We start from the raw sequence: 20,680 nt of genomic DNA on the forward strand, positions 1-20,680 counted from the left end.
TATCTGCTATATGCACTGGATAGGGAGGGGTAATGGGATACCCCAATCTTGAGAACTGTTCAAAACAGAAATGGACTGCGAACGCATAGTTACTCAGGAATCCCACTGACATTAGTCAGCTTGTCCCTTTAGGGGTGGGAGTCTCAACACGTTTCATAAAAACATATTGCATTTAATGTTAATTTAGAGGATTTAAAGAAAGCTAAAATATCGTTAAAATAGCATGGAATCATTACAAAAAATAGTAGGACGCTCAATGTATAAATAGATTGAGCGTAGTATTTTGATCCTAAAAAGGAATTATTAAACCTGTATTCATTTAAGACAATAATTGAATTTCTATTACTCTTCTTTTTTAAGATTCAAGAAATTACTAATTACCTTTATATATTCATTTTTTGGATATTTCTTATATAATTCGCTGGATAATCGAATCGGGTCGCCAAAAAAGTATCGCTCATATTGGGTTTGTCTTGTTCCAAATGAACTCATTGTTAGATCCCAAGCTAAACGAAATATTTTTACTCGTTCCTCTGCGGTCTTAGTAGCTCCTTGAAGATAAAAATCTAAGTCATTTCTAATAATAGAATGAAATGCTTTCTCGGTTGGCAATGTAATCATTCCACTAGCTCCGATTAGCTGAATAATTTCAGTGAAACGAGGATAGATTTTAGGAAAGATGTTACCAGCAACTTGAAGCGGGAAAATTTCTGGACGCATATATCCCCATTCATCTAATTTTGCGTTATTTTCAGATTTTTCTAATAAGGCTTTCATCGTTTCTAGACCAATGATGATTTCTGACATCTTTTCTTGGATATGTTGATACTCGCTTATATTAATCGTTTCTATAAGAAGCTCAGCAATACCTAAGACGAACTCTGTTTTTACAATTTGTCTGGTCAATACTTGGTGCTTAGTAAAGGGATGGAAAGAGCTTTGAATTGGGAATTCTCCGGCTACTTCTGCATTGCTGTAATAAAATACCCTATCCCAAGGTACTAATACATTGTCAAAGACAACGATAGAATCCATTTCTTCGAACCGCGAGCTTAATGGATGATTAAAAGAAGATTGTCCGCCGATGAATGTTTCCCTACAAATAAACTTTAATCCTTTTGTGTTAGAAGGGATCGAAAAAGCAAAAGCTTCATCTTCATTAAATAGAAATTTACCTACGCTAAATACTAATACTTCATCTGTTAAACCACCTTGCGTAGCAAGAAGACGTGCACCTTTAATGATGATTCCTTCTTCATTTTTATCAATAACTTTTGCGGCGATTGGCTCATCCGTATTTTCAATGTAGATATAAGAACGATTCACTTGTGGGGTAATAAAGGTATGTGTAAACGACAGGTCATTTTCCCTAGCCAATTCATAAAATGCTTGCAGATTGTTTGGAAAACATTTGTCCTTATTATTTAAAAAGGATACTGAAGAGGCAAAGCTCATTAAAACTGTGTTCAAATAATCTGGGCTTCTTCCCATGATACCCCCTGAATACCTAGCCCAATGTTCAATCATCTTTCTTCTTCTTATTAAGTCCTCTTTCGTTTTTGGTTGCAAATAGGAAAGACCAATAAGCTCTCCTGATACTGGAGAAATAAAAGTCATCTCATTTTTTATTTTTGGATCATGTTGCAAATCATAAAGATCCGCTTTGGACTGAATAAGTCCCTTGAAGGCAGGGTGTTCTGATAACAACCCCTCAATTTTTTCACCGTCGTACCAAATTTCATTATTTAGCTGATTTAATCGGTTAATGTAATCTTTTCCATTAATAGCCCCCCATGTTCCACTCCCCAATTTTAATTGATATTTAAATAAAATTATTCGTTTATAGCTGTTTTAACAAGTTAAGTCGTCGAATATTTTTTACTATTATTAAAATTATTCTATGTAACTAGAGCTTGCTAATATTCTTTCTATAACTAACGGAACAGGTTAGTTTAGGAACTTCCTTCCATTTATAGCGTCAAGTTTATAAAATTTATGCAGTTATTAACTATTAAAAGAGGTGGTATTATTAAAAAATTTTTTATTCTATTTACAGTAATTAGTGGTCTGTTAGTTGGTTGTTCGCAAGAAAAAAGCTATAACGTATGGGTTGATTCATCAACACAAACTCAAGAAAGTATTGATTCAGCGATAAAAAGGCTTACTAATGCCGAGGTTGATTTCATTATTGATGATAATGATAGTGTTTTAGTAAATGAAAAAGATATGGATAAGGCCGTGATGTGCTGTTCTTAAGCTAAAGGGATACGATTGTTCAATTAGAGCGATCGCTTCTTGTGCTAACGATGCAGTTTAGTTGAATAAGTAACTTTTAGTAGATAATTAGTATTCTATATAAACAAGGGGTGATTGTATTATAAAAAAACTGTTTATTTTCTTTGTGGTAATTAGTTTTGCATTAGTCGGCTGTAATCAAGAAGAAACAATAAAAGAACCAAAAGAAATACAAGCAGAGACACCATTTACAGTTGAAGAACGTCAAAGCAAAGGGTATAAAATTATAAAAGAAGTAGTTAAATCTGATGAAATAAAGACCGTTGTTGAAATAATTGAAAGCGCTGAATGGCAAGAAAACATTAAGGTAGAAAAGGCACTTCCTCCTGAATATCGTTTTAGTTTGAGTTCGATTAACTATGCTATATGGGTGACTCCAAATAGAGATAGATTGGAGATAATTCCTGAGGGTCAGTCAAAATATATAAAACTACCAATTAAAGACTCAGAGGTTTTATATAAAATAATTACTAGAAAAGAACTTTAAGGTAATAAACAGTTCTTCAACTAACGGAGTGCATTAATTGAACAGAGAAACATTTATTATGGTGTTTCCCTGTATTAAATAAACTAAAAATATTTCTGATAAAATTCCTTCCTAAGCTTTCCACTTATTTGTGCATAAATTCGAGTAGTTTCACTTTTTTCATGCCCCATTGTTTAATAGATATGTAGCTTAACTATGTCTTAATTGATGGGATGTATATCTTTATTAATTCCAGCACGACTGGAGATTTGTTTAATGATATACCTCATTTGCGCAAGACTCCTACGATGTGGATTTCTTTCAGTAACAAAAATCGCTGGATCTCTATCTTGACGACTTTCAATGTATCTTTTAAACCAAATATTACAGCGAATATTAAAGTAAACTTCTCTTTCTTTATCTCCTTTACCTCTAACGATTGCAGAGCGTTCTGACCAATTAATATTATTCTTCTCTAGTGAAGCAACTTCTCCAATTCTACATCCTGTTGAAAACATAAACTCAATTCATATGTTTCCCATGCTTTTGACATTAACAAAATACATTCCTCCAAAAATATTATTTATAGAGAAGTTATTTCCAATTTGCTAGAAAGAGTATACATAGAAAAAAATACTTCACTAACGGGCAGGATAGTTGAAGAAGGTTATAGAACTTTTTAGTGTAATATTTACACGCAGATGGAGGGAGAAAATGAGGTTTGTTATTATTGGATTGCTTTTGCTATTAATGGCAGGATGTCAATCAAATAATATTGAAGAAGTGATAAATGAGCACGGTGATATTCAAAATTTAGAGAGTCTAGATAGATTTGTTGAGAATATAAAAAATCAAAAAAAAGCTGAAATTAACTATGTACAGTATGGAATAGAGGGACAACGAGGGGTTAGTACTTTAGCATTTGATGGAGAACAAATTAATATTTCTCATAGTGTTGATGGGGATATTATTGAAGAATATAGCTGCAAAAAAATAATAGTTGAGACTGAAGAAGGAATCAATAAATATATTCTTAACGAATGTAAAGGGAATCTTAACGAGAATATTGAATTTTTATCAGTCCCCATTTCAAAAATAATACAACTAAACCATCTAATAGTTAGTTTGTGAAGAATAGTACTTAAACAAACGGGGGCTTTAAAATAAAGATTGATCAGTTGTAATAAAGTCCGATAATTTGAAAAAAGGTTTGAAACAATTGCATTGACAAGATGGACAATTCAACAAGGCCATTTTGCGGAACAAGGATTAGAAATCACAGGGAAAAAAGAGTTAGTATGGGTGAATATTTTGTGTACTCTATTTTGAGAATTATGGAAATGATATTTGGAATGTTTTAGGCCATGTGTGAAAGTGGCTTGTCTTAGGAGAGGAGATAAAAAATGATTGAATTACGAAAAATAACCGGGGATAACATAGATGAAGTAATAGCACTTGAAGTTGGAGAAAACCAGAAAGACTTTATAGAAACTACTAACCTCAGAAGCTTTGCAGACGCTCATACGTTGAACGCAGACGGGATACCAGCGACTCCCATTGCCATTTATGCCGATGGAGTTGCGGTTGGATTTTTGATGTATATTTATGATACGTTGGATCACGAATCATTTGAAAACGAAGTTTTTTACGGGAAGAAGAGCTATTTTATTTGGCATATTATGATTGAAAAGAGTTATCAGGGGAAAGGATATGGCAAACTTGCCTTTGAAAAAATGTTGATGGATATTGAAACTATGCCATTTGGGGAAGCAGAATATGTATCCCTCTTTTATCGAACAAGTAATGTCATAGCTAAAACATTATACGCTTCATTTGGTTTCATAGATACAGGCATCATTCAGGATAATTCGATATTGGCGATTAAAAATCTAGATGGGAAAATAGCAGAATCCTTAGTAGAATAGGATATCTCGGAAAGAAATGTAAGCTATCAACGTCTTGACCTATAATAAATACAAATATCCATAAGAAAAAACTGATTTTGTTAACACTGTCTTAGCAAAAATATAATATTTATACCGCAATCGGGCGCAATTCTTGTACAAGGAATTGTGTCTTCTTCAGTTATCACCTTCAAAAGTGGTATTGCTTACTTACTTGAAGCAAATTGTCCAGTAAATCAAAATGAAGAGACTAATGAAATAAAGCTTTTTAATAAGCAATTACGGTTACAAGTCCGCAGATGATATACTGGTATTCGTAGTATAAGATAAGGAGTAAAACTATGAATGAATTTAATAAAACGTTAACATATGTAAATAAATTACTTTATGAACCTAATCATTTGATTATAAAAAACATCCAAGAGGAAACTCAAAATTCTGATTACGGGGCTGGGATTTTTCAGTTGAATTCTAAATCTGTTAGATTTAGAGTCGCAAAAATAACACCTACCAAGGTAGGACAGTTTGTTTCCTTTTGGGAAAAGGATGCACCTAATAAAAACCAAGCTTTCTCATATGAGAACGCCACTGATTTACTGGTAATAAACACTTTTAATAATAATGGTGATTTTGGCCAATTTGTTTTTCCAAAAGAAGTTCTTTTAAAACAAAACATCCTTAAAACTGCTAATACAAAGGGGAAAATGGCTATTAGAGTTTACCCTAGTTGGGATACTCCCACCAGCAAACAAGCAATAGCAACTAAAAAGTGGCAATCACCATATTTTGTTAAAGTGGACGCTACTACTAGTTTATCAATACATGAGCTATTAAAATTATACTCTTTCTAAAATGAGATATCTTTAACTGTGTCATTCAAATATTTACTGTACATTTCGAGGGCATAAGCGTCAAATTTATAAAATTTATGCAGTTATTAACTATTATAAAAGAGGTGGTATTATAAAAAAATTATTTATTCTATTTACAGTAATTAGTGTTCTGTTAGTTGTCTGTTCGCAAGAAAAAAGCTATAACGTATGGGTTGATTCATCAATACAAACTCAAGAAAGTATTGATTCAGCGATAAAAAGGCTTACTAATGCCGAAGTTGATTTCATTATTGATGATAAGGGTAGTGTTTTAGTAAATGAAAAAGATGTGGATAAGGCCGTGATGTGCTGTTCCTAAGGGGGTGATTGTATTAATAATGGGTAAGGTTATTTTAGGGAAACTTCGTAATATATGTAAACGTTAAATCTAAAAGGAGCTGATTTAATGTTAGTAGATGTTTTTAATTATCTAAAATTTTCAATGGGTGTTTTTATTTTTAGTTTGTTAGTTACATTAATTTTAATATTATTAAAAAAATCTGTTGTAAATGGATATTCGGTCATTATGTTGGCCTTTGTTTCTTGTATCGTATCAGGGGTACTTATGATTATTGCGGGATACATTGCTGATGAAGTTCCATCGGGTGGAGACCCAATCACCTTATATATGTTTTTAGTTGTTCTATTACTAAGTATGGTGAATATGATTTTTGTTTCAAGAAAACGAAGGGAAATATAGTAAATAAAATAGAAGATAATCAACAAATTTTGTGGAAAATTGTACTTAAACAAACGGGGTGCGTTAATTAAAGATCATTGAGTTGCATCGGCAGCTCTTTTTTCTTTATTGAACTAACGGAGCCGGTTAGTTGAATAAGGAATATTCTCAATATAGAAGATTTTGATTTTCTAAGTATAAAGAAACTGATGTAGATTTAAAATAAAGATTGATCAGTTGTAATAAAGTCCGATAGTTTGTAAAAAGGTTTGATACAATTGCATTGACAAGTTGGATTATGACAATTCATCAATCGGGCCAGATTGTTGAATAACATTCTTTTATATATAGTTACTACGCGATGCTTTGGTAACTATTTATTACAAACTTGAATTATTCATAAATATTCCAATTGTATTTTATTAACATATATTGTATTATTAATTCAATTTAAAAGGAGGTAAAAATTATGGTCGTATATTTCTCAATAATTAACAAAACTACACATCATCATATTGATTAGTCTTGCTATCTTTATTAATTTTTTAATATTGAATAGGAAGACTTTTTCCCGTTGAATCGTATAATTAAAGCCGTTTTGGAGCTTTAGTGTTATACGGTTTTTTTATTTGCTAAAAACGAGGAGGAAGATATGATGAAAAAGATGGATTACCAAAATGTAAGAGGAACACAAGATTATTTACCTAAACAAGAAGCTATTCGCCGTACAATTCGTAGAACATTAGAAGATACGTTTATTTTATATGGCTGTAAAACATTGGAAACACCGATTCTTAATTATAAAAATTTAATGGCATCTAAATATGCAGGTGGGGCAGAGATTTTACAGGAAATGTATACCCTAACGGATCGTGGGGAACGTGATTTAGCGTTACGTTATGATTTAACAATTCCATTTGCAAAGGTTATTGCTATGAATCCAGAATTATCGATGCCATTTAAACGCTATGAAATTGGTAAAGTATTTCGTGATGGACCAATTAAGACAGGTCGTTTACGTGAGTTTACTCAATGCGATGTGGATATTGTTGGTATAAAATCACAAGCTGCTGAAGCAGAGCTTATGATGATGGCAGTTGATGCATTTCGTAAGCTGGACGTAGACATTCTCATTCAGTACAACAATCGAAAGTTACTTTACGGTTTGTTGCAATGTTTTGCTGTACCTGAAGCAGTGATGAATAGAGTTATATTAGTACTTGATAAAATGGAGAAAATTGATCGAATGACATTAGTGAAGGAGCTAGAAGAGTTAGCGTTAACGAGCGATTCATTAGCTGCAATCGAACAATTTTTAGATACTGAACCAGCACTTGATTATTTCGAGCAATATGCAACGTTGAATAAATTTGTGCAAGAAGGTATTGTAGAGCTGCGTGAGTTAGATTCGTATTTGCAAGCTCTAAATATAATGGACAATTGCATTTTTAATCCATTTTTAGCACGTGGCCTTGAAATTTACACAGGGACTATCTATGAAATTTTTTTAAAGGAAGGTTCCATTAAATCAAGTATTGGCAGTGGTGGTCGTTATGACAATGCAATTGGTGGGTTGATTGGCAGCGATCAAAGCTTTCCGACAGTCGGTATTTCATTTGGTTTAGATGTGATATTTACAGCATTTGAATTGAATGGAAAAGTTGCTGCTGAAAGTGAAATTGATGTTTATATTATTCCTATGGGCGTTGAAAAGGAAGCATTACAGCTGGCCACAACACTTCGTCAACAACGAAAACGTGTGGTCGTTGAACTGAGCGACAAAAAACTACGCAAGGCGATGGACAAGGCAAATCGAGAAAATATACCTAACGTTATTGTTTTAGGTGAGCAAGAAGTTAAGAATAACACATATCAACTGAAGAATATGATGACAGGAACGACTGAAGAAAAAAGTTATAATTTTAGTAAACCATTACTGAAAAGATAAACGGAGGCATAGGTGAAAATGCAATAATCTCCTGATGTTGCAACAAATAGCTTTAATTTCAGCTGTTTTGGAAACAGATAGAATTTATTCACCTTCTTATTCCACAATCGGGCGCTTTTCTGAAATAAGAAAGCGTCTTTCTTAATGAAAAGGGCCATTTAGTAGAATAAGAAGGCATGTAAATAAAGTCAGCAGAACATTAATGAATTTAAAAAGGAGGGATATCATATGAGGTTTGAAAATAAGGTAGCTTTAATTACCGGCGGGACTTCAGGAATCGGATTAGCCGTTGCCCAAAGTTTAGCCCAAGAGGGATCGAAAGTAGTTATTGTAGGAAGAAATCAGAAAAAGGGAGAGACAGCTTTACAAAGACTAAAGCAAATACATTCCGATGTCATGTATTTATCTGTTGATGTAAGTAAATCAAATGAAGTAAAACAAATGGTCCATAAAACCGTATCAACTTTTGGTAAATTAGATTTTGCTTTTAATAATGCTGGAAATGCTGAAAGTAAAACAGCACTCACTCATGAATTTAGCGAAGAGGATTTTGATAACATGATGGGTGTCACAATAAAAGGTGTTTGGCTTTGTATGAAATATGAGCTTCGAGCAATGTTAGAAAATGGAGGGGGTTCTATCGTAAATACGTCCTCGCTTGATGCTTTTTTATGCTCACCTGGTACTACCACCTATGCTACAGGTAAAAGTGGTATCATTACTCTAACAAAGTGTGTTGCCCATGAATACGGGAAGCAAGGAATAAGAGTTAATACTCTCACACCAGGTGCAATTAGAACTCCTATGATCGATAGTAAATTTGAAGGTTTATCAGCAGAAGAAGCAATAAGGCTCGAAGATAAATATAATAATCTAAATACTTTGGGTAGAATAGGAACACCTAAAGAAGCAGCGGCAGTCGTGACATGGTTAATGTCTGATGAGGCGACTTATATAACTGGACAAAATATCATTGCTGATGGTGGGGTAAGCTTTGTTTAGTGAAAAAATCATAAAATTACCTCTCTAGCATCTTTATGTATTATAAATGCATAAGAAATATCGGTCTTTTAAAATATAAATCTGTTTGATCTATTACCTTCTTCAATTACCATGTAAGAAAGATATTTTATATTCTGTGGTGAAGCGCTAATTTTATTCTTATTGAATAGCTAAAGTGGAGCCTATCTTAAATCATAATTAAAAAATACTCTAAAACAATCGGGCGCGATTGTTTTAGAATTACTAGGTAGAAAATGATCAAACTTTATTATAAAAATCGCATAGTATTTCACAAAGATTTAACCCGTTTTGATCAATCATTTTTCAAAACGAGTTCTTATCATTTAACTTAACCAGCCTATTCATGTGTTAACAAGTAGAGGGCGAGCAGTTTAGTTATCGGGACCAAGTCCCACGGGTGCTTCCGTTCTACTCCGGCTACTATCAATCTATAAATTGAATAAAAAATAGTCAACCAGATTTCTCCGGTTGACCTTATAATACGAATGGGAGCTTTACTTCAATAAGGAGTAGTGCATTTTTCTACCGGAGCAGTTTGGTTAGTTTAAGTACATGTATTCACAAATTTATATATTTTACTAAAAACATTCAGTTCACTTATTACAGGAAAGCACCTCCAATTATTGTGCCTCCCTATATAAGAAATAAAGGTTTATGAATTCTACAAAATTTACGAAATGAAAAATCCAACTATATAATGACTAACAAAAATTGCAACATAAATTAAAGTAATATAAGGTTGATAATCAATATAAAATTCTTTATGTGTTAACCTAAATTTATGGGGAATTAAAACCCAACTAATATAGTCAATTATTATTGAAAGTGTTGTCCATTGGATAACGGTAATAAGCATAAATTCTTTTACATTATCCGTATCAATCCCTTTACTATATAGCCATAGAAAAATTGGAAATATTAAAACATTGTAAAGAACCTGGAAGGGTCTAGATTTTACATAAACTGGTGATTTTAAAAAAGTTGTTCCTGCTTGTTTCGCATTTTGAACACCAAAAAATTTGTTGGAGATTAACATATGTATAAAAACTACTAACGTTGCGACTGTATAAGCAAGTAACATCCATATAAAAGATATACCTAAATTATTGAACAATTAACTTCACCTAACTTTCGTGTTCTAACAAATTATACCAATTCATTAAATTATCCTATAAAATAAAGTGATTGTAAATGAAATATTCCGAAAAGATATCCTATTACTTCGTTCGCTTAATGCGAATTTTAATAAAGGAAATCCGTTATTCAACGAACCTGTTCCATTAGTTGAATAACGGATAGAAAAAATTACAGATACTATACTTTTATTAAATATACTCAAACTATATCTTTAAACAAAAATAAAAGCTGAATTAATATCAAAATTAGTTCAGCTTAAAAATAGCGTATTATAATGTTGCACATTGTATATAGGATACGTGTTAATTACTTTACTCTTGACTATTAATAAAAACCAGTATCCTGTGTGAATAGGTTATAGTAAACCACTAAGAAGATAGAAAGCTGTTGCCCAAATAAAAATCGCTGAGCATTTATTAAAAATGTTCATAAGTTTCCCAGAGCTATCAAGTTTTTTCAAGGATGCTCCAGCAATGATAAGACCGAAAAACCACAACCAAGAAATCAAAACACATGCAGTAGTGAACAACATTTGCTCCGTCCCACTATATTTTAAAGCACTCGTCCCGATAACACCTACTGTATCTAAAATAGCATGTGGGTTTAAGAGAGAGACAGAAACCGCAAATAAAATTTGTTTTTTTATAGGAAGTGCTTCGTTATTATCGGCAGATGCAGGATTTGAGCGCCAAATTGTATAGCCCATATAGAGTAAGAAAAGTATCCCAACACTCATCAAGGTGATACGTAACCACTCAAATTGCAACACAATTATTGATAAACCGAATACCGCAAGCAGTATCAGAAGCGTATCACAAATTGAGGCAGTGATGCTGGCGGGTAAAGCACGAACTAGTTGCGGCTGTGTTGCACCTTGAGAAAAGACAAAGACATTTTGTACGCCTAAGGGCAAAATAAGTCCAAATGCTAAAATCATTCCATGTAGAAATGCTTCCAATGAAATTCCTCCTTTCACTAAACATTTTAAATATGTTATAACTAAAAGAAAACGACCAATTGGATGGTTATTGAGCCATCCAATTTCGAAAGTTTGAGGTGATACGAATGAGCTGGCAGCCAAGTAGACACGGTGAAATGACACTACAGCAGCAAATTATTCAGTGGATTACTGAACATATTGAACGGGGAGATTGGGTGGCAGGAACAAAGCTACCGACACAAAGACAGTTAGCTATGCAGTTTGGGGTCAATCGTAGTACTGTTCAACAGGCTTTAGAAGAGTTAAAAGCAATAGGAATATTGGAATCGAAGGTAGGCTCAGGTATTTATGTAGCACAAAATTCCTGGGATTCATTAATAACACAAACACAACCAAATTGGCAAAAGTACATAGAAACAAGTCTCCATAAGCCCAATTATCATACCATTCAATTAATCAATGAATACGAGCAGCGCGATGATGTTATTCGATTGGGAACTGGGGAGCTAGCACCAAGTTTATTGCCAACCGCTGAAATTGAAGCGTCATTGAAAGAGCTCTCTTTACAGCCGAAAGCTTTAGGCTATTCATCACCACAAGGTAGCGATAAACTTCGAGAAGCGATTTGCGAATACGTTAAAAAAAGAGGAATCCATGCAAAGCCCCAAAATGTATGTATTGTTTCAGGTGCACTTCAAGCATTACAGCTCATTGCTGTAGGACTGCTTGAGCAGGGGTCTATCGTATTCCAGGAACAGACGTCATATTTAAACTCAGTACATCCTTTTCAGTCTGTTGGTATGAAAATGCTATCTATCGATCGTGATGAACAGCTTGCACAAACCTTAGCTCAAAAGAAAAGAAAAAGGCAGGCTGTATTTTATGCTGTTCCTACGTTAAACAATCCGACTGGTGGGGTATGGACGTCGCTTGAAAAAAGGGAACTTTATCAAGCGTGTAAAGCGTCTCGCATTCCTATTATTGAAGATGATGTCTATCATGAATTGYTATTTGAAGCGGCGACGCCTCCAATTAAATCAATAGATGATAGCGGGCAAGTCCTTTATATTGGCAGTGTCTCGAAAACATTAAGCCCTGGACTTCGCATTGGCTGGTTAATCGGTCCAACTACAGTTATTGAGCGATTAGCAGATATAAAAATGCAAACAGATTACGGTTCAAGCGCAATCTCACAGGAAATTGTGCTGCATTGGTTGCAAACGGGTAAGTATGAAAACCATATTAAAAGTTTAAGGAAAGAATTATTACGGAGAGCCAATTTTGTTGAGGGTATATTACAAGAAAAATTTACGGAAATTGCTAGTTGGGATAAACCGAAAGGTGGCTTTTATATTTGGCTAAAGTTTCATGAGCCAATCGTTGATAAAAAGTTATTTACCAAGCTATTGCAACGGCAGGTCCTCATTAATCCTGGCTATATTTACGATCCTCAAGATACACAGCATATTCGGTTATCATATGCATATGGAACATATGAAGAGTTGGAGATTGGACTACAAATATTATTCGAATGTGTTGTTGGGGTGTAAAACGTAGAAAAGAATAAACCATCGCATCTTTAGGGATGTGATGGTTTTAATTGCTGAATTACCTTTTAACCCTAATTAAATTGTATTTGAATAATAGTGTCATTCCGATATTCATCAAAAAATGTACAAGAAAAGGTACTAAAATATTGTTTGTTTCAAAATAGATCCATCCGAAAATTAAACTTGGAACGGTTATATTTATTAACATTATAGGTTTTTTGAAGTATTGAGTATGCATCACTAAGAACAATAAAGTTGTTATTATAATTGCGGTCCATTTATGTTCTATAAATTCAAAAAGCAAATTTTGAATAATTCCCCTAAACAAAATTTCTTCAAATAATGCCCCTATAAACATAAAAGCAACAATACCTAACAACGAATAATCTTGATAACTTTTGTTAGTTTCGTCTATGTATTTCGATGGGATATACCATGTTAAAATTACGCCGAACAGAACAAAAGTAGACCAAATGAAGCGAGGACTACTCTCATTACCATTGTAAATGGCTGATTGAATGATAGGTAATCTTGTATTGTGAATACATCATAAACTATTAAAGCGAAAATGATTGCTACACAAACGAATGTAAAAGAAGAGAATACAAAAAAAGCGTCTTTCGGGCTAAAATCCTTCTTTATCTTTTTTGATTTGTTTTTATCCATATCTTTCCTTCTTTTCTAATGCATAAAAAATAAAGATATATTTTACCATAATGTTTTTGCGAAAAATGCAGTTTCTACTACTTATCCGATAAATCGTATGTTTTGAGAAAAAATCGAGGTTAGTAAAGGAAACCATGTATTCATTCAAATTCATATTTTCTAAAATTAGTAAAGGGAGCGAAGTGGTATGACAGGGGTTTTAGGTAATCCTAGGAAAGGTTGTTATCTTTGCTAGTGGGGTAAATTACACAAGGGGAAATGCTTAATGTTTGAACTTGTTTTTTGGTAGGATATATTCAAAAATATGCCAAATTACTATTGTGAAATAGTCCTTATTATGTATTAATGGTATAGTGTATTTTCTTTAAAAATGAAGATTTTATTGCGCCTTATAGCATTATTTCCAGTTGCTATAATGAAACTCGCCACAACTAAAAACTCACTGTCCTAAATGTGTAGCCTAAACAATAATTAGGGAAGATCTCTTTTCTAGGATTGGTTTTGCTGACTTAATTCTACCAAGAAAAGGTCTTCCTTTTTGTCGTTTTATCCATTTACACAAAATATTTTATACTCTCTTTTTTAATTGTCTATTAATGCTCACTAATAAGCTAATAATAATAGAAAGTAAAGTAACTATTATTAGCCCAATAGACATTATTAGCCCATCTATATAATTAAGGAATCCTGCTGCGGCTAAAGCCAAAAAGCTGATGACACTTAAAAATAAAGTAAGGAAAAAAACTTGGAAATAATGCATGTTATCCACCTCCTAATTTTTAGATGTGGAACGGATTTTATTTAACTGTGGTTATTTTATGTTAGCTAATTTATAAAAATTGGTTAAGAGAAGCAAAATGTTGATCGAAAGAAAAGGTTTTGTTAACAGTGATATTAGGGTAAAACAGTTCCTATACCGCATGAGAAATTTCTTTCTTTTTATATTAATTTTTCATCCAAGTAAGTAATCTTACAATTTGAAAAGGGTCGTACCAAGTAATGAAGAAACTACAAAGGAAAAATGTTAGTACAGGCAAAAACTTGTATTTCCCCGTTCTCTTTTAAATACAGCACAAAGACTTAACAATAAACTTATAAATAATAAACCGAATCCAGATATCATAAGAATCTCAAAATTGCTGAATAAATGTAAGAGAAACTTAATAGAACAGCACCGATTACTGCGAAAATAATGGATAGTTTGCTAAACATTTAAAATCTCCCTTCGGAAAAAATAATTAAATTTCCAATTTATTGTAACAAACTTTTTTATAAAATTCTTTCGTGAGCTAAAGAAAAAGTTAAGAGGATTAGTTGAAAGAAAATGTATAGAATCTCCGGTTAGATCCTGTTCTTTTGCTTCTTACCAGTTTCAACACCTATTTCATAAATAAAGAGGATCATAATAAAGAAAAATGCAATTTTTATAGTAGAGTTAGTTGACCAAAAGCCCAAATAATACATAAACACAAGAAAGATAGATAAAAGCGTTTTAACAATCTTTAAAGTCATTGTGATACCTCCTAATATTTGGGTTATTAACTTGTAAAACAATAACATAGTCAGGAAGTTTTTAGAACTATGAATTGATTCATTTACTGAACAACATGAGTATTAAATGAAAAAAGAGCGATTAAAATATCGCCCTAAAATCTAATTTATCTATTTGTTTTACTAACTTTTTTAAAATTTAAATTTGTCGAATATGCCACTGACGAAAATAAAGACAGCCTTTAGTAAAGCAGGAATAGATACTCCATTCATCGGCACAACTCCTCATTTTTATCTTTATTATAATATGAAAAGCTGCAGCCTTTGCACACACTACAGCTCAGACTTGAAAGGCATTTGATGATTTCAAACAAGAAAGGTATTGCGGACCTCAGATACTACTGGATATATCGGTGGGATAGCAAACTGCAATGACGTTTGGGGCGATGCATAAGGTAAGCTATCCCGAAGTAAATATATGTAAAAGCGATTAATAACATTCCAACTGTAAATATGGTTTAAAAGGGAATATAAAATGAGATGGGCTATTACTAAACAAGCATTTTAGGGAGGCGCCAGGTTAAAAACGATATACATAAGTAGCGATACTTTGATAAAGATTTTGCTATCCTTGCAACTAAGCTGAAAGGAAAAGGGTGATCAAAGTAAAGAATCCATACATATTATATAATGATTTCTTTATGAAGAGGTGAATAATTGGAGAACATGCCCGATGGTTATTCTTATGTTCCGCAGCCTATTCGGAAAGATGGGGCGGGGTGGGTGGATAAAGGGCCGAGAGATATTATGAGGGATTTGGAAAATCCTGATATGCTTGTCCCTCCAAAAACAGATGCTGGACTTGTACCGAATTTAAAATTTTCTTTTTCTGATACGCATATGGTTTTAAAAAATGGCGGTTGGTCTCGAGAAGTTACTGCTCGTGATTTGCCAATTGCCACTACATTAGCAGGTGTCAATATGAGTTTGACACCTGGTGGAGTTCGTGAGCTGCATTGGCATCAACAAGCTGAATGGTCGTATATGCTTCTTGGTCATGCACGTATTACAGCGGTCGATCAAAATGGGCGTAATTTTATTGCCGATGTAGGACCGGGGGATTTATGGTATTTCCCGCCAGGAATTCCGCATTCCATACAAGGTCTTGAGGATGGCTGTGAATTTTTGCTGGTGTTTGACGATGGGCATTTCTCAGATCTAAGTACTTTTTCAATATCTGATTGGTTTGCTCATACTCCTAAAGATGTGCTGTCCTCCAATTTTGGTGTTCCAATGAGCGCTTTTAATCATATCCCGAAAGAACAGGTCTATATTTATCAAGATAAGGTTCCAGGACCTCTTGACACACAAAAAGTACAATCCCCATACGGTACAGTCCCCCAAACCTTCAAGCATGGCTTGCTTGCACAAACTCCTATAAAAACTCCTGGTGGCAGTGTCAGAATTGTGGATTCGACAAACTTTCCTATTTCTAAAAATATTGCCGCAGCACTTGTCGAGATCAAGCCTGGTGCAATGAGAGAGCTGCATTGGCACCCAAATAATGACGAATGGCAATATTACCTTCAAGGAAAAGGGCGTATGACAGTGTTTACAGCAAATGGTGTGGCTAGAACATTCGATTATCGTGCAGGAGATGTCGGATACGTGCCCTTTGCAAATGGTCACTACATTCAAAATACCGGTACTGAGACATTATGGTTCCTTGAAATGTTTAAAAGTGATAGATTCCAGGATGTTTCATTAAATCAATGGATGGCTCTTACTCCATCCGAGCTAGTACAAAGCAATTTAAATGTTGGTCCTGAACTTCTTAATGTATTAAGAAAAGAAAAGTGGCCGGTAGTGAAATATCCTGGATTTTCGTATTATCCAAGGTGAATATTAAAACAAGTAGGTGAGAAAATGTTTTTTCTCACCTACTTGTTTTTAATATTGATATTTATTTCTAGTAGCAAGCAGTATACCGATTGCTGGGACAGAACAAATAAGCATTGCTGCAAATGATAGTCCTGGTGAAATCTCGTATAAATAGCCGCCTAAAAATGTAAGAATAGCTGTACTTAAGCCCATTGCTAATGCAGAGTATAGGCCTTGTGCATTTGGAATTTGCTCCTTCGGCAATGTTTTTGTTAAATAGCCGATAAAAGCGTAATGCGCAAGAGCAAAAGATAATGCATGTAATGTTTGAGAAGCGATAAATACCCAGACATTCGGGAATAGGAAAATGAGTAGCCAACGTAATGATGAACCACTTGCTGCTAAAAGTAATAAAGAAGATGAGCGCCATTTTTTAAATAGTGTATCAGCCTTCATAAAGTATAAGATTTCACAAATAACGGCGATGTTAATAATCATCCCCATATAGAATGGATCAACATGTAAATCACCTAAATATATATAGCCATAGCTGTAATAAGAAGCATGTGCGCCTTGCAACAGAATAACGACTAATAAAACAATTGGGAAGCCTTTAATAGTCCATAATGTTTTCATCGACAATGAATTTGCACGTTGTTCTTTTGTCGGTACAACGAGTAACTCTTTTGGTGTAGCCATTTGCTGCATCAACAGCATACCGATCAGGCCGACCACCATACTCCAAAAGATAATGTTATTGCCAAATGCACCTGTTAGCATACTAATGATTAATACTGCAATGACAAAGCCAAGGGAACCATAGGAGCGGCTTTTACCATAATGTACATTTCCATGCTGTACGAGCGTTGCCGCGCTACTTTCAACGGCAGGTAACAGTGCTGGATAGAAAACACTAAATAAAAGGGTAACAATAAGAAGCGAGATAAAGCTTGTGCTTAGTAAGTAAAATAAAGTTGTGATTAGGGCACCTATTGCTAGAATACTAACGAGTTGTTTTTTGTTCACATATTTTGCAAGAGTCGGGAAGAAAAATAGATTTGAAATTGCTCGTGCTAAAAGACCGCAGCCCATTACGATGCTGGCCTGTGAGACAGTGAGGTGTTTGGCATCTACAAGCCAACCAGTCCAGTAAGGTAAGAAAATACCCCATGTAAAGAAAAATGCAAAGAAATTTTGAGAAAGCCATCGTTGATTGTTCATAAATTTTCCGTACCTCCAATTTAACTATGTTGAATAATAGCACGTTCATCGGTACAATAATGTGAGATATCTCACATTTTTTTCGGAGGAGAGAGAAAAATAATGCATATACTGACAGCTGAGGAACGTTCATACTATCTCGATAAATATCCAATTGATGATTTTTTTTCTTTTGATATTGATCCATTTTTGGAAGTATGTAAGTTTGATAAAGGCGAATGGATTTTTCAGGAAGGATCATTTCCAGATACGCTATACTACATGATTGAAGGAAAAGCGAAAATATATATGACGCATAAAAACGGAAAGGTATCGCTTATCGAATACCCAGAGGCACCGCGTTTTATGGGTGAAATTGAGTTGCTTAATGAGGCGAGATATACGAAGGGGATTCAGACAGTAACTGAGACGATTTGTTTTTCGATTACACAGTCCTGCAAAGAAAAGTTACTCACGGATGTACTATTTTTACGTAAACTTTGTGTGTTTTTAGGGGAAAAGGCGACCAAAATGACGTCAAAATATACACAAAATCAAGCATATCCACTTGAAAATCGACTTGCTGCATTTATCCAGTTATCGTCAGATCAAGGAATCTATAAAGAAAAGCATACGGAAATCTGTGAATATTTAGGGGTTTCTTATAGGCATTTATTATATGTACTTGCACAATTTTGTGAAGAAAAAATTTTAGAAAAGAGAAAGGATGGCTATCACATTATCAATGAAAATCGTCTTTCCGAATTGTCACAGGAGATACTTTGAGGAATACTAAAGCTTATTGTATTCACTTTTTTTAATCAACCAGCGCGCTATCTCCTTGCCGCTATGGTAGAAATTAACCGTATTGACTCTTTGATTTTGTACGGAGATATTTAGGGTTTCTTCTATAACGCCAAAAGGTATAATCCCTAAACATTGGTGTGTGTTGGATGGAATCTTTTTGTGCTTTACCTCAGTTTTAATGTGAGTTTTAGCAGATTTTTGTGCATTTCGGAATGGACAAGCAAGTAATTCTCCTTGTTCCAATGTTGTGCTTGGTGAATAACAATTACTTTTCATTCAACATGCCCCCTTTGTCGTTAATGTTATTGTACAAGACATGCGGTCGGAATAGTCTTCATTTACAAGGCTTTAACGAAAACTTAAAGATTTGTCAGTCAATTATGTCTTGGCATAATGCAGGTCGGTTAGCCGTTATCGCATGGATGAGATGATTTTAGGCAAACATTCTTAAAGAACTCTTTACCGATTTCCGTGACATCCGCCGCAGGCTTTAACTTATTTCAGCGGGTACGCCCGCTGAAATAAGTTAAAATTAGTAAAATGTAACCGCATTCATGCTTTTAACGAATAAAAATCATAGAAAACTTGTATAATTTCAAGAGAAAAACACGTACTCAAACTATTGTGAATTTTCCATACACAACGTATTATTGTAAGTAGGTTTAACGTGAAAGGCTTCACATAGTCACGTAATCGCGAGGAGGAATTTTTAATGAGTGCAATTCGAGTAGGTATTGTAGGTTATGGAAATTTAGGGCGCGGAGTAGAGTATACTATCTCGCAAAATCCAGATATGGAATTAGTAGCGGTTTTCACACGTCGCGATCCTTCAACTGTAAACATTGCAAGTAATGCAAGTGTATATTTAGTGGATGATGCTGAAAAATTCCAAAATGACATTGATGTAATGATTTTATGTGGTGGCTCAGCAACAGATTTACCAGAGCAAGGCCCACACTTTGCACAATGGTTTAATACAATTGATAGCTTTGATACACATGCGAAAATTCCTGAGTTTTTCGAGGCTGTTGATGTAGCAGCACAAAAATCTGGTAAAGTATCAGTCATTTCAGTTGGCTGGGATCCAGGTTTGTTCTCATTAAATCGTATACTCGGGGAGACAGTTCTACCAGTAGGCACAACTTATACTTTCTGGGGAGACGGTTTAAGTCAAGGTCACTCAGATGCTATTCGTCGCATCGAAGGTGTTAGCAATGCTGTACAATACACATTACCAATTAAAGAGGCTGTGGACCGTGTTCGCAACGGTGAAAATCCTGAGTTAACAACGCGTGAAAAACATGCACGTGAATGCTGGGTTGTTCTTGAGGCAGGTGCAGATGCTGCGAAAGTTGAACAAGAAATTGTGACGATGCCAAACTATTTTGACGAGTATGACACTACAGTAAACTTTATTTCTGAAGAGGAATTTAAAGCAAATCATACAGGCATGCCACACGGTGGATTCGTTATTCGTAGTGGTGAAAGTGGCGCAAACGAAAAACAAATTCTAGAATTCTCATTAAAACTTGAAAGTAATCCAAACTTCACGTCTAGTGTTCTAGTTGCTTTTGCACGTGCAGCTCATCGCTTAAACCAAGCTGGAGACAAAGGTGCTAAAACAGTATTCGATATCCCATTCGGTCTGTTATCACCAAAATCAGCTGCTGAATTACGTAAAGAACTTTTATAATATACTTATACAAAATCCCGATTATCGTATTATTTGATAATCGGGATTTTCATTTTTAGCAAGTCAATTATATAAAATAACATATAGAATATGGTAAACTGTCAATAATTTAACTCTTCTCAAGGATT

19 protein-coding genes and 2 pseudogenes are annotated in these 20,680 nt (G+C 34.1%); 12 read left to right on the forward strand and 9 right to left on the reverse strand.

Annotation, left to right across the window (positions count from 1 at the left end; genetic code table 11):
• Positions 1-342: 342 nt before the first annotated feature.
• Positions 343-1,809, reverse strand: a complete 1,467-nt coding sequence (hpaB, locus tag AC1DCY_RS04120) for a 4-hydroxyphenylacetate 3-monooxygenase, oxygenase component (RefSeq protein ID WP_477347700.1) — start codon at positions 1,807-1,809, stop codon at positions 343-345.
• A gap of 186 nt (positions 1,810-1,995) precedes the next feature.
• Here hpaB and AC1DCY_RS04125 point away from each other — a divergent pair, with 186 nt between their 5' ends.
• Positions 1,996-2,256 (forward strand): hypothetical protein, encoded by a 261-nt coding sequence (locus AC1DCY_RS04125; RefSeq protein ID WP_477347702.1) that lies wholly within the window; start codon positions 1,996-1,998, stop codon positions 2,254-2,256.
• Between the two features lie 145 nt (positions 2,257-2,401).
• Complete coding sequence (locus AC1DCY_RS04130; RefSeq protein WP_477347704.1) at positions 2,402-2,782, forward strand: hypothetical protein; 381 nt, start codon at positions 2,402-2,404, stop codon at positions 2,780-2,782.
• 83 nt (positions 2,783-2,865) lie between these two features.
• Here AC1DCY_RS04130 and AC1DCY_RS04135 read toward each other — a convergent pair.
• A pseudogene (locus AC1DCY_RS04135) lies at positions 2,866-3,285 on the reverse strand (tyrosine-type recombinase/integrase); the annotation flags it as partial.
• A gap of 190 nt (positions 3,286-3,475) precedes the next feature.
• Between AC1DCY_RS04135 and AC1DCY_RS04140 the strand changes: the two are divergent.
• The 6 genes from AC1DCY_RS04140 (at position 3,476) to AC1DCY_RS04165 (ending at position 9,166) form a co-directional block, all read left to right on the forward strand.
• Entirely contained in the window at positions 3,476-3,892 is a 417-nt protein-coding gene (locus tag AC1DCY_RS04140) for a DUF4362 domain-containing protein (protein WP_477347706.1), read from the forward strand.
• A 272-nt stretch (positions 3,893-4,164) separates the two neighbouring features.
• Positions 4,165-4,686, forward strand: coding sequence for a GNAT family N-acetyltransferase (locus AC1DCY_RS04145; RefSeq protein WP_477347708.1), 522 nt, complete (start codon positions 4,165-4,167; stop codon positions 4,684-4,686).
• 320 nt (positions 4,687-5,006) lie between these two features.
• Positions 5,007-5,516: a MepB family protein gene (locus AC1DCY_RS04150; RefSeq protein ID WP_477347710.1), complete on the forward strand. Its 510-nt coding sequence runs from the start codon at positions 5,007-5,009 to the stop codon at positions 5,514-5,516.
• A 427-nt stretch (positions 5,517-5,943) separates the two neighbouring features.
• The gene (locus tag AC1DCY_RS04155) at positions 5,944-6,237 is read left to right on the forward strand and encodes a hypothetical protein (protein WP_477347712.1); all 294 of its coding nucleotides are present in this window, start codon (positions 5,944-5,946) and stop codon (positions 6,235-6,237) included.
• 634 nt (positions 6,238-6,871) lie between these two features.
• A complete protein-coding gene (locus tag AC1DCY_RS04160; RefSeq protein ID WP_477347714.1) occupies positions 6,872-8,164 on the forward strand; it encodes a histidine--tRNA ligase in 1,293 nt (430 codons plus the stop codon).
• Positions 8,165-8,392: 228 nt separating this feature from the next.
• The gene (locus AC1DCY_RS04165) at positions 8,393-9,166 is read left to right on the forward strand and encodes an SDR family NAD(P)-dependent oxidoreductase (protein WP_477347716.1); all 774 of its coding nucleotides are present in this window, start codon (positions 8,393-8,395) and stop codon (positions 9,164-9,166) included.
• A gap of 691 nt (positions 9,167-9,857) precedes the next feature.
• Here the strand turns inward: AC1DCY_RS04165 and AC1DCY_RS04170 are convergent.
• Both AC1DCY_RS04170 and AC1DCY_RS04175 read right to left on the reverse strand, forming a co-directional pair.
• The gene (locus AC1DCY_RS04170; protein WP_477347718.1) at positions 9,858-10,301 is read right to left on the reverse strand and encodes a hypothetical protein; all 444 of its coding nucleotides are present in this window, start codon (positions 10,299-10,301) and stop codon (positions 9,858-9,860) included.
• Between the two features lie 378 nt (positions 10,302-10,679).
• The gene (locus tag AC1DCY_RS04175) at positions 10,680-11,282 is read right to left on the reverse strand and encodes a LysE/ArgO family amino acid transporter (RefSeq protein ID WP_477347720.1); all 603 of its coding nucleotides are present in this window, start codon (positions 11,280-11,282) and stop codon (positions 10,680-10,682) included.
• Positions 11,283-11,389: 107 nt separating this feature from the next.
• Here AC1DCY_RS04175 and AC1DCY_RS04180 point away from each other — a divergent pair, with 107 nt between their 5' ends.
• Positions 11,390-12,814 carry an aminotransferase-like domain-containing protein gene (locus tag AC1DCY_RS04180; protein WP_477347722.1) on the forward strand — a complete coding sequence of 475 codons (1,425 nt, stop codon included), beginning with the start codon at positions 11,390-11,392 and terminating at the stop codon, positions 12,812-12,814.
• 58 nt (positions 12,815-12,872) lie between these two features.
• Here AC1DCY_RS04180 and AC1DCY_RS04185 read toward each other — a convergent pair.
• From AC1DCY_RS04185 to AC1DCY_RS04195, 3 genes and pseudogenes are all read right to left on the reverse strand, one after another.
• Positions 12,873-13,480, reverse strand: a pseudogene (locus AC1DCY_RS04185) (lysostaphin resistance A-like protein).
• Positions 13,481-14,048: 568 nt separating this feature from the next.
• Complete coding sequence (locus AC1DCY_RS04190) at positions 14,049-14,240, reverse strand: hypothetical protein (protein ID WP_477347724.1); 192 nt, start codon at positions 14,238-14,240, stop codon at positions 14,049-14,051.
• 581 nt (positions 14,241-14,821) lie between these two features.
• The gene (locus AC1DCY_RS04195; RefSeq protein WP_477347726.1) at positions 14,822-14,992 is read right to left on the reverse strand and encodes a hypothetical protein; all 171 of its coding nucleotides are present in this window, start codon (positions 14,990-14,992) and stop codon (positions 14,822-14,824) included.
• Between the two features lie 705 nt (positions 14,993-15,697).
• On the opposite strand from AC1DCY_RS04195, the gene AC1DCY_RS04200 reads away from it, so the two are divergent.
• Complete coding sequence (locus tag AC1DCY_RS04200; RefSeq protein ID WP_477347930.1) at positions 15,698-16,873, forward strand: oxalate decarboxylase family bicupin; 1,176 nt, start codon at positions 15,698-15,700, stop codon at positions 16,871-16,873.
• Positions 16,874-16,921: 48 nt separating this feature from the next.
• On the opposite strand, the gene AC1DCY_RS04205 is transcribed toward AC1DCY_RS04200, so the two are convergent.
• A complete protein-coding gene (locus tag AC1DCY_RS04205) occupies positions 16,922-18,073 on the reverse strand; it encodes an MFS transporter (RefSeq protein ID WP_477347728.1) in 1,152 nt (383 codons plus the stop codon).
• A 102-nt stretch (positions 18,074-18,175) separates the two neighbouring features.
• On the opposite strand from AC1DCY_RS04205, the gene yeiL reads away from it, so the two are divergent.
• Positions 18,176-18,838, forward strand: a complete 663-nt coding sequence (gene yeiL / locus AC1DCY_RS04210) for a transcriptional regulator YeiL (RefSeq protein ID WP_477347730.1) — start codon at positions 18,176-18,178, stop codon at positions 18,836-18,838.
• Between the two features lie 6 nt (positions 18,839-18,844).
• Here the strand turns inward: yeiL and AC1DCY_RS04215 are convergent, their stop codons facing one another.
• Positions 18,845-19,135 carry a hypothetical protein gene (locus AC1DCY_RS04215; RefSeq protein WP_477347732.1) on the reverse strand — a complete coding sequence of 97 codons (291 nt, stop codon included), beginning with the start codon at positions 19,133-19,135 and terminating at the stop codon, positions 18,845-18,847.
• 436 nt (positions 19,136-19,571) lie between these two features.
• On the opposite strand from AC1DCY_RS04215, the gene AC1DCY_RS04220 reads away from it, so the two are divergent.
• The gene (locus AC1DCY_RS04220) at positions 19,572-20,552 is read left to right on the forward strand and encodes a diaminopimelate dehydrogenase (protein ID WP_477347734.1); all 981 of its coding nucleotides are present in this window, start codon (positions 19,572-19,574) and stop codon (positions 20,550-20,552) included.
• The last annotated feature ends 128 nt before the right edge of the window (positions 20,553-20,680 follow it).

It is taken from the genome of Lysinibacillus sp. 10T31 (assembly GCF_056394365.1).

Coding starts and splice junctions, on each gene's coding strand:
- yeiL (WP_477347730.1), top strand. CDS start 18,176: ATGCATATACTGACAGCTGAGGAACGTTCATACTATCTCGATAAATAT.
- AC1DCY_RS04205 (WP_477347728.1), bottom strand. CDS start 18,073: ATGAACAATCAACGATGGCTTTCTCAAAATTTCTTTGCATTTTTCTTT.
- AC1DCY_RS04165 (WP_477347716.1), top strand. CDS start 8,393: ATGAGGTTTGAAAATAAGGTAGCTTTAATTACCGGCGGGACTTCAGGA.
- AC1DCY_RS04125 (WP_477347702.1), top strand. CDS start 1,996: ATGCAGTTATTAACTATTAAAAGAGGTGGTATTATTAAAAAATTTTTT.
- AC1DCY_RS04195 (WP_477347726.1), bottom strand. CDS start 14,992: ATGACTTTAAAGATTGTTAAAACGCTTTTATCTATCTTTCTTGTGTTT.
- AC1DCY_RS04150 (WP_477347710.1), top strand. CDS start 5,007: ATGAATGAATTTAATAAAACGTTAACATATGTAAATAAATTACTTTAT.
- AC1DCY_RS04200 (WP_477347930.1), top strand. CDS start 15,698: ATGCCCGATGGTTATTCTTATGTTCCGCAGCCTATTCGGAAAGATGGG.
- AC1DCY_RS04215 (WP_477347732.1), bottom strand. CDS start 19,135: ATGAAAAGTAATTGTTATTCACCAAGCACAACATTGGAACAAGGAGAA.
- AC1DCY_RS04220 (WP_477347734.1), top strand. CDS start 19,572: ATGAGTGCAATTCGAGTAGGTATTGTAGGTTATGGAAATTTAGGGCGC.
- AC1DCY_RS04145 (WP_477347708.1), top strand. CDS start 4,165: ATGATTGAATTACGAAAAATAACCGGGGATAACATAGATGAAGTAATA.
- AC1DCY_RS04190 (WP_477347724.1), bottom strand. CDS start 14,240: ATGCATTATTTCCAAGTTTTTTTCCTTACTTTATTTTTAAGTGTCATC.
- AC1DCY_RS04160 (WP_477347714.1), top strand. CDS start 6,872: ATGAAAAAGATGGATTACCAAAATGTAAGAGGAACACAAGATTATTTA.
- AC1DCY_RS04140 (WP_477347706.1), top strand. CDS start 3,476: ATGAGGTTTGTTATTATTGGATTGCTTTTGCTATTAATGGCAGGATGT.
- AC1DCY_RS04155 (WP_477347712.1), top strand. CDS start 5,944: ATGTTAGTAGATGTTTTTAATTATCTAAAATTTTCAATGGGTGTTTTT.